15 protein-coding genes are annotated in these 16,772 nt (G+C 62.4%); 5 read left to right on the top strand and 10 right to left on the bottom strand.

All coding sequences use genetic code 11. The features are described 5' to 3' along the window. Positions 1-118 precede the first annotated feature (118 nt). On the top strand, positions 119-1,702 hold the full coding sequence (locus ABVN20_RS08525; protein ID WP_368555222.1) for a methyl-accepting chemotaxis protein: 1,584 nt from the start codon (positions 119-121) through the stop codon (positions 1,700-1,702). Here the strand turns inward: ABVN20_RS08525 and ABVN20_RS08520 are convergent. The 5 genes from ABVN20_RS08520 to norR form a co-directional block, all read right to left on the bottom strand. Then, a complete protein-coding gene (locus ABVN20_RS08520) occupies positions 1,699-2,448 on the bottom strand; it encodes a YkgJ family cysteine cluster protein (RefSeq protein WP_368555221.1) in 750 nt (249 codons plus the stop codon). The genes ABVN20_RS08525 and ABVN20_RS08520 overlap by 4 nt on opposite strands. 83 nt (positions 2,449-2,531) lie before the next feature. After that, the gene (locus ABVN20_RS08515) at positions 2,532-2,858 is read right to left on the bottom strand and encodes a hypothetical protein (RefSeq protein WP_368555220.1); all 327 of its coding nucleotides are present in this window, start codon (positions 2,856-2,858) and stop codon (positions 2,532-2,534) included. Positions 2,859-2,994: 136 nt separating this feature from the next. Further along, positions 2,995-3,477 carry a GNAT family N-acetyltransferase gene (locus tag ABVN20_RS08510; protein WP_368555219.1) on the bottom strand — a complete coding sequence of 161 codons (483 nt, stop codon included), beginning with the start codon at positions 3,475-3,477 and terminating at the stop codon, positions 2,995-2,997. A gap of 1 nt (position 3,478) precedes the next feature. Further along, positions 3,479-4,381 (bottom strand): chemotaxis protein CheV, encoded by a 903-nt coding sequence (locus ABVN20_RS08505; protein ID WP_368555218.1) that lies wholly within the window; start codon positions 4,379-4,381, stop codon positions 3,479-3,481. 199 nt (positions 4,382-4,580) lie between these two features. Then, a complete protein-coding gene (gene norR / locus ABVN20_RS08500) occupies positions 4,581-6,131 on the bottom strand; it encodes a nitric oxide reductase transcriptional regulator NorR (RefSeq protein WP_368555217.1) in 1,551 nt (516 codons plus the stop codon). Positions 6,132-6,287: 156 nt separating this feature from the next. Here norR and hmpA point away from each other — a divergent pair, with 156 nt between their 5' ends. Further along, the gene (hmpA, locus tag ABVN20_RS08495) at positions 6,288-7,469 is read left to right on the top strand and encodes an NO-inducible flavohemoprotein (RefSeq protein WP_368555216.1); all 1,182 of its coding nucleotides are present in this window, start codon (positions 6,288-6,290) and stop codon (positions 7,467-7,469) included. 141 nt (positions 7,470-7,610) lie between these two features. Here the strand turns inward: hmpA and ABVN20_RS08490 are convergent, their stop codons facing one another. The 5 genes from ABVN20_RS08490 to ABVN20_RS08470 form a co-directional block, all read right to left on the bottom strand. Next, positions 7,611-8,237 (bottom strand): transcriptional regulator, encoded by a 627-nt coding sequence (locus ABVN20_RS08490; protein ID WP_368555215.1) that lies wholly within the window; start codon positions 8,235-8,237, stop codon positions 7,611-7,613. Between the two features lie 90 nt (positions 8,238-8,327). Next, positions 8,328-9,455, bottom strand: coding sequence for an NAD(P)/FAD-dependent oxidoreductase (locus tag ABVN20_RS08485; protein ID WP_368555214.1), 1,128 nt, complete (start codon positions 9,453-9,455; stop codon positions 8,328-8,330). A gap of 135 nt (positions 9,456-9,590) precedes the next feature. Next, positions 9,591-10,538 (bottom strand): ornithine cyclodeaminase family protein, encoded by a 948-nt coding sequence (locus tag ABVN20_RS08480; protein ID WP_368555213.1) that lies wholly within the window; start codon positions 10,536-10,538, stop codon positions 9,591-9,593. A gap of 123 nt (positions 10,539-10,661) precedes the next feature. Further along, positions 10,662-12,149, bottom strand: a complete 1,488-nt coding sequence (rhlB, locus tag ABVN20_RS08475) for an ATP-dependent RNA helicase RhlB (protein WP_368555212.1) — start codon at positions 12,147-12,149, stop codon at positions 10,662-10,664. 87 nt (positions 12,150-12,236) lie between these two features. Beyond that, positions 12,237-12,893: an alpha/beta hydrolase gene (locus tag ABVN20_RS08470; RefSeq protein ID WP_368555211.1), complete on the bottom strand. Its 657-nt coding sequence runs from the start codon at positions 12,891-12,893 to the stop codon at positions 12,237-12,239. A 469-nt stretch (positions 12,894-13,362) separates the two neighbouring features. On the opposite strand from ABVN20_RS08470, the gene ABVN20_RS08465 reads away from it, so the two are divergent. The 3 genes from ABVN20_RS08465 (at position 13,363) to ABVN20_RS08455 (ending at position 16,749) form a co-directional block, all read left to right on the top strand. Beyond that, the gene (locus ABVN20_RS08465) at positions 13,363-14,394 is read left to right on the top strand and encodes an amino acid ABC transporter substrate-binding protein (RefSeq protein ID WP_368555210.1); all 1,032 of its coding nucleotides are present in this window, start codon (positions 13,363-13,365) and stop codon (positions 14,392-14,394) included. Between the two features lie 65 nt (positions 14,395-14,459). Further along, a complete protein-coding gene (locus ABVN20_RS08460) occupies positions 14,460-15,641 on the top strand; it encodes an amino acid ABC transporter permease (protein WP_368555209.1) in 1,182 nt (393 codons plus the stop codon). A gap of 10 nt (positions 15,642-15,651) precedes the next feature. Next, positions 15,652-16,749, top strand: a complete 1,098-nt coding sequence (locus ABVN20_RS08455; RefSeq protein ID WP_368555208.1) for an amino acid ABC transporter permease — start codon at positions 15,652-15,654, stop codon at positions 16,747-16,749. Positions 16,750-16,772 lie beyond the last annotated feature (23 nt).

Below are 16,772 nucleotides of genomic sequence, written 5' to 3'. Positions count from 1 at the left end.
GCTTCAATCACGCTAATGGCTAAGTGCTCATATCCTGAGCCAGATCAAGGTTTGTGTAATCAGTGCGCTTAGAGTCAGCAGCTTTGCCGACTCTTACCCTCCAGCGAGCGCGCTCCCCATGAAGATCAACCTCCCGGTGACTGGCCGTCATGTCGACGTCGCGGCTGATGCGAACATCCTCTCGACCACTGATCTGAACAGCGCGATCACTTACGCCAACGACGATTTCATCAAGATCTGCGGCTACAGCCGCGAGCAGTTGCTCGGTGCCAAGCACAACCTGCTGCGTCATCCGGACATGCCCCAGGCCGCGTTCGCCCACATGTGGCAAACCCTCAAGAGCGGCCGTTCGTGGATGGGAATGGTGAAAAACCGCTGTCAGAACGGCGACCATTACTGGGTCAGCGCCTTCGCCACGCCGATGACCCAGGATGGCCAGGCGGTGGAGTACCAGTCGGTGCGCACCCGGCCGTCGGCGGAGCAGATCGACGCGGCGGAAAAAGCCTATAGCCAGATTCGCAGCGGTCGCACGCCGCTGTTGCAGCGCCTGCCGGTGCTCGGCCCGAGAGTGAAGCTGACCTTGCTGTTCAGCGCGATCCTGGCCGGTGTCGTGGGGCTCGAGGCGTGGCTGAACCCTTCGTCATGGCTGGTCGGTTTGCTGGCCTTGATGGCGGGCAGCGCGCTGTTGGCGGCCGGCACCTGGTGGATGTTGCGCCCGCTGGCGGCGCTGTCCGAACGCGCCCGGCAGATTGTCGATAACCCGTTGAGCCAGAGCATTTACACCGGCCGGCGGGATCAGTTCGGCCAGATCGAGTTCGCGTTGCAGATGCTCGAGGCGCAGATCGGCGCGGTGGTGGGGCGCATCGGCGATGCCTCGCAACGCCTGGCCGGTCACGCGGCGGAACTGGTCGAGCACTTGCAGGGCAGTCACAGCAGTACCCTGGATCAACAGGCTGAAACCGATCATGTGGCGGCGGCGATCAACCAGATGTCCAGCAGCGTCGCCCAGGTGGCCAGCCATGCGCAACAGGCCGCCGTGGCCGCGGACATGGCGGGCAGCGAGACCCTCGAAGGGCATCAACTGGTGAGTGAGAGCCGACAGGCGGTGTTACGTCTGGCTGACGAGCTGACGCACGCCACCGAGGTCATCCATCAACTGGAAGGGCACAGCGGCGAAATCACCGGGGTACTGGAAGTGATCCGCAGCATCGCCGAGCAGACCAACCTGCTGGCGCTCAACGCTGCCATCGAAGCAGCGCGTGCCGGGGATGCCGGGCGCGGCTTTGCGGTGGTGGCCGATGAAGTGCGCGGCCTGGCCCAGCGCACCCAGCAATCGACCAACGAGATCGAGCGCATGATCAACACCCTGCAAAACGGCACGCGCGATGCCGTGCTGGCGATGCAGCAAAGCAGCGCGCAGGTGCAAAGCAGCGTCGAACAGGCCCGGCGCGCCGCCGAGGCGCTGGACGGCATCAGCCGGCGGGTCAACCAGATCAGCGAAATGAACCTGCAGATCGCTTCGGCGGTGGAAGAACAGAGCACCGTCAGCGAAGACATCAACCGCAACATCAGCAGCATCCGCTGCGCCTGCGAAGTCACGGTCAGCGAAGGGCAGCGCAGCCAGGCCAACTCGGCGGATGTCGCCGGCCTGGCGGGCGATTTGCGGCGTCTGGCGCAGGAGTTCTGGCGAGGACGACGTTAAGCCGCGCGCAGGGAAATGAAGGTGTAGTCGAGCGGGGTTGCGGTGGTGACCTCGGCGCCGCTCGCCAGCACCTGACGGGCAATATCGTCGCCTGACACGTGGAACTGCCAGTCGCCGCCGGCAGACGCCAGGGGTTGTTGCGTCACCTGATCGAGGGCCGCTGCAAACGTGCCCATGTCCGGCAGATAGGCGGTGAAACCGTCGCCCTTGAGCGCCGTGGTGCGAATGCCCAGAGCGGCGCAAATCGCGTCCTTGGTGCGGATGTCGTCGCGATCGGCCTGGCGGGAACGCTGGATCAGCGCTGCCAGTTCGTGGTCGACCAACTCCCCGCCAATGATCAGGTCCGGGCCTTTTTCCCACGACTCCGGCGGACATTCCTTGATGCTCGGGTTGAGTGGAATGTGCGGGTTGATTTCCATCGGATAGATGCGGCACACCAGCGGCCGGCGTTCGTAGATGCGGCAGAGGTTGTCGTCGTCAAGATTCCGGCAGCGACCGGCGTTGTAGGCGGCAAAGGTGATTGCCACGTGGGCTTGCGAGGTGCCGCTTGCAACCTTTGCCGAACGGCGCTCGGCGTGTTCACGTTGTTGCGCCGGCAGACCCAGGCCATTGGCCAGAAAGCCTTCTACCAGCACGATCACCTGGCCGCCGTCGTTTGCCCACATCCGTGCTTCTGCCAGGGTCAGGGGGACGTGGTGGTCAGTGCAGCATTTGCCGCAGCCTACGCAGGAAAACGTGGTGTTCATCGAAGGATCGGTCGCTATCAGAGGCTTGAAATGGCGACAGAATGCCGCCGTAAAAAACTCTGCTGAAGCAAGTTATGCGCCATTCACTTGGACTTGGCGGGGGCGCGGATGGAGTCCCATTCGGTGACGTAGGCGGTTTTGTCTTTCTTGCTGAACAGGCACAGCTCGGTGCCCTGCTGGTTCTTCATGTGTTTTTGCGGGTAGCGACCCTGCAGCAGGACGGCGGTGTAACCGACCCGGTCGTCGAACTGAGCGATATTGCCGACCGGCGCCACATTCTTCAGGCCGCTGGCCTTGGTGCAGCTGGCGAGCACGGTTTTGTCATAGGCGGCCCAGGCTTCATCGCTGGAGGCGTGCGCCTGGCCGGCGAGGGCGGTGAGGCAGAGGAGGGTCAGGGTGGTGGCTTTCATGGGCAGGCATCCTTTGGAGGTATTTGGACTGAGTATGCCTGATGTTGTGGAGTCGACCCCATCGCGGGCAAGCCCGCTCCTACAGTTGATCTTCGATGCCCCTTGTAGGAGCGGGCTTGCCCGCGATAGCGGTCTATCAGTCCGGCACCAGCTCCCGGCGGACCACGACCATCCCCACACCTTGATACAAACGCTGCGCCCGCAGGTTGTTTTCCAGCACCTTCAAATCCACAAAGCCTTCGCGGCGCTGCGCGAACGCCTGGAAGGCATGCAGCAGCAGGGCACGGCCCAATCCCCGGCCCTGGGCATCGGGGTGCACCACCAGATTCTTGATGTAGGCGCTGGTCCAGCACTGGCAGACGCCAACGATTGCACCGGCCTCAAGGGCAACGAAGCACAGTTGGGGATCGTATTCGGCATCGGTCTCGAACCGTTGCTGCCAGATCTCCAGCGTCGGCACGCGACCGCCGCCGTGCTGGTAACCCAGTTGCATCAGTCGATGCACGGCGAGTGCGAGTTCGGGGCGGTAGGTCTGGACTTCAATGCCCGAGGGCCAGTGGCTTGCCGGTACAGCCTCGGCGAGGTTGCGCCGCATCAGCAGGCAAAAGGCCTCGGTCATCTCAATGACCTTGTTCGGCGATGGTCCTGGCCGCCTCGATCAGGCATTTGGTCAGTTCGGGCGAGGAGAACTTGGTCAGCACCGCATTGGCCCCGGCCAGTCGCGCCTTCTCGCTGTTCATCGCGCTGTCCAGCGAGGTGTGCAGCAGCACGTAGAGGTGCGCGAAGTCCGGGGTTTCGCGCAGCGTGCGGGTGAAGGCATAGCCGTCCATCTCGGACATTTCGATATCCGAGACGATCAGGTTGATCTGCTGCGCCGTGCCTTGCAGGTCCAGCAGGCAGTCGATGGCTTCCTTGGCGCTGCGCGCGGTGTGGCATTGCAGGCCGAGGTTGCGCAGGGTGTGCACCGACTGTTGCAGGGCCACCTGGCTGTCATCGACCACCAAAATACGGGCGTTGCCCAGCACTTCGGCGTCTTCCATGCTCAGCTCGGTAGGCGCCATCTCGATTTGCGCCGGGGCGATGCCGTGGATGACCTTTTCGATGTCCAGCACCTGCACCAGTGTGCCGTCCACCGAGGTCACGCCGGTGATGAACGAGCGAATGCCGCCGGAGCCGAAGGGTGGCGGGCGGATGTCGGTGGTCAGGCAGTGGACGATTTTGCTTACCGCCTGAACGTGCAGGCCCTGCTTGGAACGGCTGATGTCGGTGACGATCAGGCAGCCGCCGTTCGGGTCTTCCAGCGGTCGCTCGCCAATGGCCCGGCTGAGGTCGATGACCGACAGTGACGCACCGCGCAGCGTGGCGATGCCCTGCACATGAGGGTGCGACTCCGGCAGCTTGGTCAGCGGCGGGCAGGGGATGATTTCACTGACTTTGAGCAGGTTGATCGCCATCAACTTGCCGCTGCGCAAGGTAAACAGCAGCAGCGAAAGTGAGTCTGCGCGGGCTTTGGTGGACGACATAAAAACCTTCTGTGGAAAAAGGTGATGGGCGATTTCAAGGTTCGCCGACAGCTATCAATGCCGGGTTATCGACTTGAAGGGGGCAGGCTTTAGGAAATTGGCTGAATGGTCGGACGCCATCGCGGGCAAGCCCGCTCCTACAGGTGATTTGTGAGCGACACAGAACCCTGTAGGAGCGAGCTTGCTCGCGATAGCGGTTTCACTTGATGCCCAACCGCTTGGCCATCCGCCCCAGGTTCGCCCGGTCCAGCCCCAGCTCCCGCGCCGCGCTTGCCCAGTTGTTGTGGTGGCGTTCCAGGCAGGCGTTGATCAACTGCCGCTGATAGCGCTCGGTCGCCTCACGCAAATCCCCGGTCACCAGTGCGGCAGGAACGACGGCGGAGGGCTCCTCGGTCGCTTCGATGCTGGCATTGGGCAGGTCCAGGTTTTCCGCGCCCAGGCTGAGGATCTTCGGGCGTTCCCGGCAATTGCCCAGGGCCTTGAGCGCGCTGCGGCCGATCAAGTGCTCCAGTTCGCGCACGTTGCCCGGCCAGTCGTAGGCCAGCAGGGCGGCCTGGGCATCGCTGCTCAGGCGCAGGCTGTTGAGGCCCATGCGCGAACGGTTCTGTTCGAGGAAGAAACCGCTGAGCAGCAGCACGTCACGACCGCGATCGCGCAGGGCCGGCACCAGCAGCGGGTAGACGCTCAAGCGATGGTAGAAGTCGGCCCGATAACGACCGCTGCGCACTTCTTCGGCCAGGTCGCGGTTGGTCGCGGCGATGAGGCGTACGTCGACCTGGTGCTCCTTGTCCGAGCCCAGGCGCTGCAACTGGCCGCTCTGCAATACGCGCAGCAGTTTGGCCTGTACGGTCAGCGACAACTCGCCCACTTCATCGAGGAACAATGTGCCGCCATTGGCCAGTTCGAACTTGCCGCGGCGGTCGCTGGTGGCGCCGGTGAAGGCACCGCGCACATGGCCGAACAGCTCGCTTTCCACCAGGGTGTCTGGCAGCGCCGCGCAGTTGAGGCTGATGATCGGCTTGTCGGCGCGAGGCGAGGCGGCGTGAATCGCCTGGGCCACCAGCTCCTTGCCGACCCCGGTTTCACCGGTGATCAACACGGTCAGGTCGCTGCCGCCGACCAGATTGATTTCTTCCACCAGGCGTTTGTGCGCCTTGCTCTGGCCGATCAGTTCGCGGTTCTGCTGACCGCTGGCCTGGCGGTACAACTCGGCGCGCTGATGTTCGTCTTCGGCACGGTTGGCCAGGCGCTCGATGCGCTCGGCCGCGTTGACCGTGGCCGCGGCGAGGCTGGCGAAGGCTTCCAGGGCGTCCAGTTCGACCGGTTCGCGGCTTTGCGGGTCCAGGGCATCCAGGGTCAACAGGCCCCACGGGCGCTCGTCGATGAACAGCGGGCAACCCATGCAGTCGTGGACTTCCAGATGATCGTCGAGGCCATCGACTAAACCGTCATAGGGGTCGGGGAGGTCGCTGTTGGCGGCGAAGCGGGTGGGGCCGTGGCTGCTGAGCAGCACTTCGAAGCGCGGGTGTTCGCTGACCTTGAAGCGTCGGCCGAGGGTGTCGGTGCTCAAGCCGTCGACGGCCAGCGGCACCAGCCATTCGCCATCCAGGCGTAGCAGCGCGGCGGCGTCGCACGGCAGCAGGGCGCGCATGGCTTCGAGCAGGCGTCGATAGCGCTCACCCTCCGGTAATTCCCGGGACAGGTCGGCGACCAGCGGAAGCAGTGTAGTGAGCAGGGATTTTGCAGTCATAGTGACTCCATGTAGTCCGGATGACTATAAGCCAGGCGCTGTCGATATGACTATAAAGTTATCAACGTATTGATTTATAAGGAATAAATTTCTGGCACGGAAACTGATAAATAAACGCAAACCCATTAGAAACCCAAGTGGCTCAGGAGTCACCTTATGCTTAGCGTTCAAGACCGTGCAATCATCAAATCCACCGTGCCCCTGCTGGAAAGCGGCGGTGAGGCGCTGATCACCCATTTCTACCGCATGATGCTGTCCGAATACCCGGAGGTGCGTCCGCTGTTCAACCAGGCTCACCAGGCCAGCGGTGACCAGCCTCGCGCCCTGGCGAACGGCGTACTGATGTACGCGCGCCACATCGATCAGCTCGACCAACTGGGCGATCTGGTGGCCAAGATCATCAACAAACACGTGGCCCTGCAAATCCTGCCGGAGCACTACCCGATCGTCGGCACCTGCCTGCTGCGCGCGATCTCCGAAGTGCTCGGTGACGAGATTGCCACGCCGCAGGTCATGAGTGCCTGGGCGGCAGCCTACGGCCAACTGGCCGACATCCTGATCGGTGCCGAAACCAGCATCTACGACCAGAAAGAACAGGCCCACGGCGGCTGGCGCGGCGCGCGGGAATTCATCGTCGCGGACAAGGTCGAGGAAAGTTCGGAAATCATTTCGTTCTACTTCGAACCTGCGGACAAGGGCCCGATCCTCGCCTCGGAACCGGGTCAGTACATCGGCATGCAGCTGTTCCTCGACGGTGAAGAAATCCGTCGTAACTATTCGCTGTCGTCCCTGACCAACGAAAAGCACTACCGCATCAGCGTCAAGCGTGAAGCCGGTGGTCGTGCGTCCAATCACCTGCACGATGAGCTGCATGTCGGCGACAGCATCCAGCTGTACCCGCCATCGGGCGAGTTCACCCTCACCGAAAGCGACAAACCGCTGGTGCTGATCAGTGGTGGCGTGGGCATCACCCCGACCCTGGCCATGCTCGAAGCCGCCCTGAAAACCGAACGTCCGGTGCACTTCATCCACTGCGCGCGCAACGGCACGGTTCACGCCTTCCGCGACTGGATCGATGACCTGGCCGAGCGCCACCCGCAACTGCAGCGCTTCTACTGCTACGCCGAAGACGATGGCGTGAGCCCGGCGGCGCACAAGGTCGGCTTGTTGAGCGAGGAGCAACTGGGCGAGTGGATGCCGGAGCACCGCGATGTGGACGCTTACTTCCTGGGGCCTAAAGGCTTCATGGCAGTGGTCAAGCGCCACCTCAAGGCCCTGGGCGTACCGGAGAAGCAAAGCCGCTACGAGTTCTTCGGCCCGGCTTCGGCGTTGGAATAAGCCTGGAGTAGATGGCCTTCCCCGTGGGAGCGAGCCTGCTCGCGATGAGGGTGTGTCAGTCAGCTGGTTTGTTGGCTGACACACCGCTATCGCGAGCAGGCTCGCTCCCACAATTGAATGGGGCATTCAGGTATCGGGATATCAGGCTTTCAGTTCCTTGAGGTGCTTGTACACCGTCGCCCGTCCCATATTCAGCACATTGGCGACGTAGTTGGAGGCGCTTTTGCCCTTGAAGGCGCCTTCGGCGTGCAAGGCCAGCACCAGCTCGCGTTTGTGGTCGCGGGTCAGCAGGTTCAGGCTCAGCTGCCGTTCGCGCAGCCAGCCGTGCAGGAAGGTGTTAATTCGCTCCTGCCAGTCGTCGCGGAACAGTGAGTCCGGTTGCGGGATCAGCTTGCTCGGCGACAGGAACAGGTCCAGCGCCGCCTTGGCGTTTTCGAACAACGAAATATTCAGGTTGATGCACAGCACCGCCAGCGGATGACCGTTGCTGTCGCGCAGCACGCTGCTCAGGCTGCGGATCTTCTGACCATCCCAGTTCAACTTTTCGTACGGCCCGATGTTTCGCTCGCTGATGTCTTCGCCGAGCATGTCGTCCAGTGCGGCATCGTCGCCGACTTCGCGCTTGGACAGGTTGTTGGCGATGTAGTCGATTTTCTGCGTACGCAGGTCGTGCAGCACCACCTCGGCATGGGGAAAGAACAACGTGGCGATGGCATCGGCGATCGCGCGAAAGTTATCCAGGGCCGGGTCTTTGACAGGTGCATTCATACAGGGGGCTCCAGGCAGCGGTCAGCGCCCTGCAAGGCAGGACGCTGCAAGTGTGCCGCAATCGGCTGGGCACGTCACGGCGACCGCCGTTCAGCCCAGGCGCGCGGGGGAGAGCATCGCGGCATCGAGGCCCACGCGGGTGAGGGCTTCGGGCAGTGGTTGGCCGCGCACCAGGGCGGCGCTGGCCTGGCCCATGGCCGGCGAGGTCTGGATGCCATAGCCGCCTTGCGCCGCGACCCAGAACAGCCCCGGCACCTGCGGGTCGAAGCCCGAGAGCAGATCACCGTCGGCGACGAAGCTGCGCAACCCGGCCCAGGTGCGCGTCGGGCGGCGAATGGTCAGGGTGGTGGCTTCTTCGATCTGGTAGATGCCCATGGCGATGTCCAGCTCTTCGGGCTGCACGTCGTGGGGCTCGACCGGGTCGGCGTTGGCGGGCGAGCCGAGGAACATACCGGCGTCCGGCTTCATGTAGAACGATTCGTCGAGGCTGACCAGCATCGGCCAGTGATGCGTGTCCAGCCCGTCGGGGCCGGCGAAGATGAAGGCCGCGCGACGCTTGGGTTGCAGCCCCAGGCGTCGGGCACCGGCCAGTTCGCCGATCTGGTCGGCCCAGGCGCCGGCGGCGTTGATGATGATTGGTGCGTTGAACGTCTGGCTGGCGGTTTGCACTTGCCACAGGCCTTCGGCATCGCGGCTCAGGCTCAGGACTTCCGTGTCGGTGTGCACCTGGCCCTGGTTGCGGCGGATGCCGCGCAGATAGCCTTGGTGCAGGGCATCGGTGTCGATGTCGCTGGCGGTCGGGTCGTAGATCGCGCCGTGGACTTTTTCCCGGCGCAGGATCGGCAGGCGTACGCAGGCTTCTTCGGCGCTGAGCAACTGCATCTCGGGCACGGTGGCCTTGGCGCTCAGGTATTGATTGTTCAGCTCGGCCGGATCACCGGTGAAGTCCACGGTCATTTCGCCGCGCGGGGTCAGCAGCGGGTGTTCGCAGAAACCGGCGGGTGGGGCGTCGAAGAATTCGCGACTGGCCAGGGTCAGCGCACGCACCTGCGGGGTGCCATAGGCGGCGGTGAACAGCGCCGCCGAGCGTCCGGTGGAGTGATAGGCCGGATGGGATTCGCGCTCGAGCACCACCACGCGACCGTGTTGCGACAGCCAGAAACCGGTGGAAGCGCCGGCAATCCCGCCGCCGATGATGATGAAGTCTGCGTGGCTCATGTGGGTCTCCTGGATGGGCCGCGATGCCATGAATGTCTGTGAACCGACCCCTTGTAGGAGCGGGCTTGCCCGCGATGGCAGTGTGTCAGATACACCGCCATCGCGAGCAAGCTCGCTCCTACAGGGGCGAGTGTGTCAGTGCTGGAGTTGGTACAGGGCATTGGCCAGCGCAATGTCTTCCAGGCCCAGGCCGATCGAGCGGAAAAACACGTGGCGCTGGTAGTCGGGCCGCGGCACCTTGCCACTGAGCAAATCCGGCAGATCACCCACGATCCGTCCAGAATCCCAGCCATGTCGCTCGCCGGCAATCAGCATTTCCCCGGCCGAGCCCGGCGTGGTCAGGCGATAGTCGCAAAACACGTGCATGTCATCGAGGCTCTGCGGCGGCACTTCATGGGCGCGCGGGGCGTTGGTGCTGATAGAGGTGATCAGCGCCGGTTTACGCAAAGCCGATGGGTCGATCACCGGGCCGGCAGACGAGGTGCACAGCATGATCACGTCGGCGTCCTCGATGGCGGCTTCGCGGCTGTCCGCGAGAGTCAGGCGCGGGTCGAGGCCGCTGATGCGGGCCCGTTCTTCGCTGCTGCTGTCGTTCAGGCCCGGCGAATAGATGCGCATCTCCTGCCAGTCGCGCAGGCCTTTGACGTATTGCACGTGGGCTTGGGCCACCTTGCCGCTGCCGATGATCGCCAGGCGTCGTGCGTTCTTCGGCGCGAGGGCATCGACCGCGACGGCGGTGGTCGCGGCGGTGCGTGCGGTCGTCAGTTCGCCGGCATCACACAGCATCAGTGGCTGGCCGGTCTGCATCGACATCAGCAGGGTCCAGGCGGTCACCAGCGCGCCTTGTTCACGCACGATGTAGGGCGAGGTCTTCACCCCATACACGCCGTCCTCGGCCAGCACGCCCAGGTAGTTGATGAAGTCGCCTGCGCCCTGGGGAAACTCCACCAGTTGCTGCGCCGGCTGCACTGCTTGCCCGGCCGCCAGGTCACGGAACAGCTTGCGCAGGATCTGCGGTACGTCGACCTGTGCCAGCAGTTCGCGGGCCTGGGCCTGGTGGATCAGGTAAGGGGTGCTGGACATGGACGGCTCCGGGTGCATGTAAACTAATTTGTCCATTATGGACTTTTAATTATCGCTGGCAACGCCCACGCAAAAAAAAGGCGCAGTCCGTTGCCGGCTGCGCCTTCTCTTGCAAACCGTCTTTTAGTGACGTTTGCGCTCAACCGCCCGCAACAGATGGGTCGGCGGCATCTCACAGCTGATCTTCTTGCCCAGCAATGCCTCGATGGACGGTAGCTGGTAGGAGTCGTCTTCACCGGCAAAGCTGATGGACACACCGTCGGCGCCGGCACGACCGGTACGGCCGATACGGTGCACGTAATCGTCCGGGACTTCCGGCAGGGTGAAGTTGATCACGTGGCTGATGCCGTCGATGTGGATGCCGCGACCGGCCACATCGGTGGCCACCAGCACGCGGATCTTGCCTTCGCGGAAGCCTTCCAGGGTCTTGATGCGCTTGTGTTGCGGCACATCGCCGGACAATTGCGCGGCGTTGATGCCATCGCGTACCAGGCGTTCTTCGATGCGGCGCACTTCGTCCTTGCGGTTGGCGAACACGATGACCCGTTCCCAGCCGTTGTCGTTGACCAGGTTATAGAGCAGCTTGTACTTGTCGGCGCCGGCCACGGCGTAGATGTGCTGCTCGACGTTTTCGTTGGCCACGCTGGTGACCTCGATCTCGACGATGGCCGGGTCCGTGGTCCACTGCTTGGCGAGGTTCATCACATCGTCGGTGAAGGTTGCGGAGAACAGCAGCGTCTGGCGCTCGGATTTCGGCGGGGTCTGACGAATGATCTGGCGCACCTGCGGGATGAAACCCATGTCGAGCATGCGGTCGGCTTCATCGAGCACCATCACTTCGACCATGTCCAGGTGCACGTCGCCGCGCTGGTTGAAGTCGAGCAGGCGACCCGGCGTCGCGACGAGGATGTCGCAGTGACGGGCTTCGAGGTGCTTGAGCTGCTTGTCGAAGTCCATGCCGCCGACGAACGTCATGACGTTGAGGCCGGTGTACTTGGTCAGGTCGGCGGCGTCCTTGGCGATCTGCACCACCAGTTCGCGGGTCGGCGCGATGATCAGGGCCCGTGGCTCGCCCATGTAGCGCTCTTTCGGCGGCGGGGTTTGCAGCAGCTGGGTGATGATCGAAATCAGGAACGCCGCGGTTTTACCGGTGCCGGTCTGGGCGCGGCCGATGGCGTCCTTGCCCGCCAGGGTGAACCCCAGCACCTGGGCCTGGATCGGCGTGCAATACGGGAAGCCGAGATCGTGGATCGCGTGCATCAGCTCTGGCGCGAGCTTGAAATCGTGGAAGCGGGTTTTGCCTTCCTGGGGCTCGACGACGAAGTCTGCGAGTTTCCACGGGATGACCGCTGCTTTCGGTTTGGGCTCGCGACGTGGACGGGCAGGTTTCGCGGCTTCGGTGCGCGGTGCCTCGACAGGCGCCGGCTGGGCCACGGGGACGGCCGGTGCGGCTTTTGGCGCGCGCTTGGCGGCCGATTCGGCGACGTTGCGTTCAGGCTGGCGAGCGTCGGTGCGCTGGCTTGGGGCCTGAGGCGCAGCGCTTGGGGTGGGGGCGAACTGCTCGGTCTCGCTTTTGCCGAACATTTTCTTGAGTGCTTTGAGCACGATCATCTCATCAATAGGTTAAGTGCCGGCCAGTGTAATGCAAGAATCGGGCGCGGCGTAGTGGGAGGGATCAATGGGGGTGTTACGCCTGCATTAACGCAGACGCTCGGCCAGCCACACACTGATGTCGCGAATCTCCTCGGGTAACACTTCGTGGCCCATTGGGTATTCCTGCCATGTCACGGTGACACCATGCTTCTTCAAATACTCGTAGGCGCTGCGCCCCATGGCGTTCTGCACCACGTCGTCGTACTGGCCGTGCAGGCACATCACGGGAATACGCTGCTGGCTGGCGGACAGTTCCAGTTCGTCGCTGAACGTCGGTGCGTAAGTGGAGAGGGCGAGTACGCCGCCCAGCGGGCCCTGCCATTTCAGGAACGTGGTGTGTAACACCACGGCGCCGCCCTGGGAAAAGCCTGCCAGGAAGATCCGCGAGGCGTCTATTCCGCTGGCGCGCTGGGTTTCGATCAATTCAATGACCCGGTCCGCCGAGGCTTCCAGCTGTTCGCGGCTGATCGCCCGTGCCGGGCTCATGGCCAGAATGTCGTACCAGCTCGGCATTTCGTAGCCGCCGTTGATGGTCACGGCACGGGTCGGTGCCTGGGGCAGGACAAAACGCGTGCTCAGCAAGCTTTCCTGCAAGGCTTCGGCCACCGGCAGGAAGTCATAGCGGTCGGCGCCCAGGCCGTGCAGCCAGATAACGCAGGCATCCGCGGTTTTAACGGGTTCAAGTATCAACGGCTCGGTCATGGCTGCTCCAATTTTGTGCGTGCGCTCTTATTGAGTGCGTGATCTGAGTGCGTGAAGGGCTTGTCAGTTACGAAGATGTCGCAAGGCTGAAAGTTTAGCTATTGACCTGTCGGTGAAGTGCTCCGACGAGCGGTCTGGTACGGGGTTTGCTATGAGGTTGTTCGTAAGATTAATCCCACGCCTGTCGGTAACACTATCAGGCCATTGTTCCTGGTGGGATAGCAAAAAATCCGGTGATGGATGTTCGCCAGTGGCCAACTCGGGCTTAGCGAACGTGAAAGGGCTACAGCCCGTTCGGCCGACTGGTGAGAAGTGAGCGATCCATTCTGTGGATTTTCTCCTACTAGACTCATAGCGCGGTCTCTTAAGTCGGTTGACTCAAAAACAAGCCAGCACGGGTCAACAACGCCTCAAAAGGGTGCGACAGGAATCACGCTCCGACACAACAAGAGCAAAACTGGAGGTTTGAATGAAGATGTTGAAATCCACCCTGGCCGTCGTCACTGCAGCCGCAGTACTCGGCGTCAGCGGGTTCGCTCAGGCGGGTGCAACCCTGGATGCAGTGCAGAAGAAAGGTTTCGTGCAGTGTGGCGTCAGCGATGGCCTGCCAGGCTTCTCGGTTCCGGACGCTACCGGCAAGATCGTCGGTATCGATGCTGACGTCTGCCGCGCCGTGGCCGCTGCCGTATTCGGCGACGCGACCAAGGTCAAGTTCAGTCAGTTGAACGCCAAAGAGCGCTTCACTGCGCTGCAGTCGGGCGAAATCGACATCCTGTCGCGTAACACCACCATGACCAGCTCCCGTGACGCCGGCATGGGCCTGAAATTCCCGGGCTTCATCACCTACTACGACGGCATCGGCTTCCTGGTAAACAACAAGCTGGGCGTGAAAAGTGCCAAGGAACTGGATGGCGCAACCATCTGCATCCAGGCCGGTACCACCACCGAGCTGAACGTTTCCGATTACTTCCGTGGCAACGGCCTGAAGTACACCCCGATCACTTTCGACACCTCCGATGAAAGCGCCAAGTCGCTGGAATCCGGTCGTTGCGACGTGCTGACCTCCGACAAGTCCCAGCTGTTCGCCCAGCGCAGCAAGCTGGCCGCGCCGAAGGACTACGTGGTCCTGCCAGAAACCATTTCCAAGGAGCCATTGGGTCCGGTCGTGCGTAATGGCGACGACGAGTGGCTGGCCATCGTACGCTGGGTTGGCTACGCCATGCTCAACGCTGAAGAAGCCGGCATCACTTCGAAGAACGTCGAAGCCGAAGCCAAAGGCACCAAGAACCCGGACGTCGCTCGTCTGCTGGGTACCGATGGTGAATACGGCAAAGACCTGAAAGTGAAGAAAGACTGGGTCGTGCAGATCGTCAAGCAAGTCGGCAACTACGGTGAAGTGTTCGAGAAAAACCTCGGCAAGAGCACTCCGCTGGAAATCGACCGCGGCCTGAACGCGCTGTGGAACGCTGGCGGCATTCAGTACGCACCACCAGTGCGCTAATGGTTCTATCACCCGGCAGGCCAACTGCCGGGTGATGTTCTGTTCCATTCTTTGCGGGGCACTTCATGCAAAATTCAATCGGCGCACCAAAGCAGAGGTTCAGCCTCAGCGATCCAAAAGTGCGTGCGTGGCTCTTCCAGATCATCACCATTGTCGCGGTGGTCTCGATGGGCTGGTACCTGTTCGACAACACCCAGACCAACCTTCAGCACCGGGGCATTACCTCCGGTTTTGACTTTCTGGAGCGCAGTGCCGGTTTCGGCATCGCCCAACACCTGATCGACTACACCGAAGCGGACAGCTATGCCCGGGTGTTTGTCATCGGCCTGCTCAATACCTTGCTGGTGAGTTTCATCGGCGTGGTGCTCGCGACCATCCTGGGTTTCATCATCGGCATCGCCCGCCTGTCGAAGAACTGGATCATCGCCAAACTGGCGACCGTCTACGTCGAGGTCTTCCGTAACATTCCGCCGCTGCTGCAGATCCTGTTCTGGTATTTCGCGGTGTTCCTGACCATGCCGGGACCGCGCAACAGCCACAATTTCGGCGACACCTTCTTTGTCAGCGCCCGTGGCCTGAACATGCCGGCCGCCCTGGCTGCGGACGGCTTCTGGCCATTCGTGCTGAGCATCGTGCTGGCCGTCCTCGCCATCGTGATGATGAGCCGCTGGGCCAACAAGCGCTTTGAAGCCACCGGCGAGCCGTTCCACAAGTTCTGGGTCGGCCTGGCCCTGTTCCTGGTAATCCCGGCGCTGTGCACCCTGGTCTTCGGTTCGCCCGTGCACTGGGAAATGCCGGAACTCAAGGGTTTCAACTTCGTTGGCGGCTGGGTCCTGATCCCTGAACTGCTGGCCCTGACCCTGGCCCTGACCGTCTACACCGCGGCATTCATCGCCGAGATCGTGCGTTCGGGTATCAAGTCGGTCAGCCACGGCCAGACCGAAGCGGCCCACTCGCTCGGCCTGCGTAACGGCCCGACGCTGCGCAAGGTGATCATCCCGCAAGCCCTGCGCGTGATCATCCCGCCGTTGACCAGCCAGTACCTGAACCTGGTGAAAAACTCCTCGCTGGCGGCCGGTATCGGCTACCCGGAAATGGTTTCGCTGTTCGCCGGTACCGTGCTGAACCAGACCGGTCAGGCGATCGAGGTGATTGCCATCACCATGAGCGTGTACCTGGCGATCAGTATCAGCATTTCCCTGCTGATGAACTGGTACAACAAGCGCATTGCGCTGATCGAGCGGTAAGGAAAAGCGCATGAGCACTCATACTTTCAAACCTGACATGCCACCACCGAGCAGCAGCATCGGGGTAGTGGCGTGGATGCGCGCGAACATGTTCTCCAGCTGGCTCAACACCCTGCTGACCCTGTTCGCGTTCTACCTGATCTACCTGGTGGTGCCACCGATCCTGCAGTGGGCGATCATCGACGCCAACTGGGTCGGCACTACCCGCGCCGACTGCACCAAGGAAGGCGCCTGCTGGGTGTTCATCCAGCAGCGTTTCGGCCAGTTCATGTATGGCTACTACCCGCCGGAACTGCGCTGGCGCGTGGACCTGACCGTGTGGCTGGCGGTCCTGGGCGCGGCACCGCTGTTCATCTCGCGCTTCCCGCGCAAGGCGATCTATGGCCTGTGCTTCCTGGTCCTGTACCCGATCATTGCCTGGTGCCTGCTGCACGGCGGCGTGTTCGGCCTGCAACAGGTAGCGACCAGCCAGTGGGGCGGCCTGATGCTGACCCTGGTGATCGCCACCGTCGGTATCGCCGGTGCGTTGCCGCTGGGGATCATCCTGGCATTGGGGCGTCGTTCGAACATGCCTGCGATTCGTGTGGTCTGCGTGACCTTCATCGAATTCTGGCGCGGTGTGCCGTTGATCACGGTGCTGTTCATGTCCTCGGTGATGCTGCCGCTGTTCCTGCCTGAAGGCATGAACTTCGACAAGCTGCTGCGGGCACTGATCGGCGTGATCATGTTCCAGTCGGCCTACGTGGCCGAGGTGGTGCGTGGCGGCTTGCAGGCGATTCCGAAAGGTCAGTACGAAGCGGCCGCCGCCATGGGCCTCGGTTACTGGCGCAGCATGGGCCTGGTGATTCTGCCGCAAGCCCTGAAGCTGGTGATCCCGGGCATCGTCAACACCTTCATCGCGTTGTTCAAGGACACTAGCCTGGTGATCATCATCGGCCTGTTCGACCTGCTCAACAGCGTCAAGCAAGCCGCCGCCGACCCGAAATGGCTGGGCATGGCCACTGAAGGCTACGTGTTCGCCGCCCTGGTGTTCTGGATTTTCTGTTTTGGTATGTCGCGCTACTCCATGCATCTGGAACGTAAGCTCGACACAGGCCACAAGCGCTAAGTCGCTACCTATTTAGGAAGTTT

The organism is Pseudomonas sp. MYb118 (genome assembly GCF_040947875.1).
Lineage (GTDB): Bacteria > Pseudomonadota > Gammaproteobacteria > Pseudomonadales > Pseudomonadaceae > Aquipseudomonas.
This window is presented reverse-complemented; position numbering and strand designations above follow the sequence as displayed.

Bases quoted from the DNA above. Each gene is read 5' to 3' on its own strand.
- ABVN20_RS08525 (WP_368555222.1), top strand. From the start codon at position 119: ATGAAGATCAACCTCCCGGTGACTGGCCGTCATGTCGACGTCGCGGCT.
- ABVN20_RS08520 (WP_368555221.1), bottom strand. From the start codon at position 2,448: ATGAACACCACGTTTTCCTGCGTAGGCTGCGGCAAATGCTGCACTGAC.
- ABVN20_RS08515 (WP_368555220.1), bottom strand. From the start codon at position 2,858: ATGAAAGCCACCACCCTGACCCTCCTCTGCCTCACCGCCCTCGCCGGC.
- ABVN20_RS08510 (WP_368555219.1), bottom strand. From the start codon at position 3,477: ATGACCGAGGCCTTTTGCCTGCTGATGCGGCGCAACCTCGCCGAGGCT.
- ABVN20_RS08505 (WP_368555218.1), bottom strand. From the start codon at position 4,381: ATGTCGTCCACCAAAGCCCGCGCAGACTCACTTTCGCTGCTGCTGTTT.
- norR (WP_368555217.1), bottom strand. From the start codon at position 6,131: ATGACTGCAAAATCCCTGCTCACTACACTGCTTCCGCTGGTCGCCGAC.
- hmpA (WP_368555216.1), top strand. From the start codon at position 6,288: ATGCTTAGCGTTCAAGACCGTGCAATCATCAAATCCACCGTGCCCCTG.
- ABVN20_RS08490 (WP_368555215.1), bottom strand. From the start codon at position 8,237: ATGAATGCACCTGTCAAAGACCCGGCCCTGGATAACTTTCGCGCGATC.
- ABVN20_RS08485 (WP_368555214.1), bottom strand. From the start codon at position 9,455: ATGAGCCACGCAGACTTCATCATCATCGGCGGCGGGATTGCCGGCGCT.
- ABVN20_RS08480 (WP_368555213.1), bottom strand. From the start codon at position 10,538: ATGTCCAGCACCCCTTACCTGATCCACCAGGCCCAGGCCCGCGAACTG.
- rhlB (WP_368555212.1), bottom strand. From the start codon at position 12,149: ATGATCGTGCTCAAAGCACTCAAGAAAATGTTCGGCAAAAGCGAGACC.
- ABVN20_RS08470 (WP_368555211.1), bottom strand. From the start codon at position 12,893: ATGACCGAGCCGTTGATACTTGAACCCGTTAAAACCGCGGATGCCTGC.
- ABVN20_RS08465 (WP_368555210.1), top strand. From the start codon at position 13,363: ATGAAGATGTTGAAATCCACCCTGGCCGTCGTCACTGCAGCCGCAGTA.
- ABVN20_RS08460 (WP_368555209.1), top strand. From the start codon at position 14,460: ATGCAAAATTCAATCGGCGCACCAAAGCAGAGGTTCAGCCTCAGCGAT.
- ABVN20_RS08455 (WP_368555208.1), top strand. From the start codon at position 15,652: ATGAGCACTCATACTTTCAAACCTGACATGCCACCACCGAGCAGCAGC.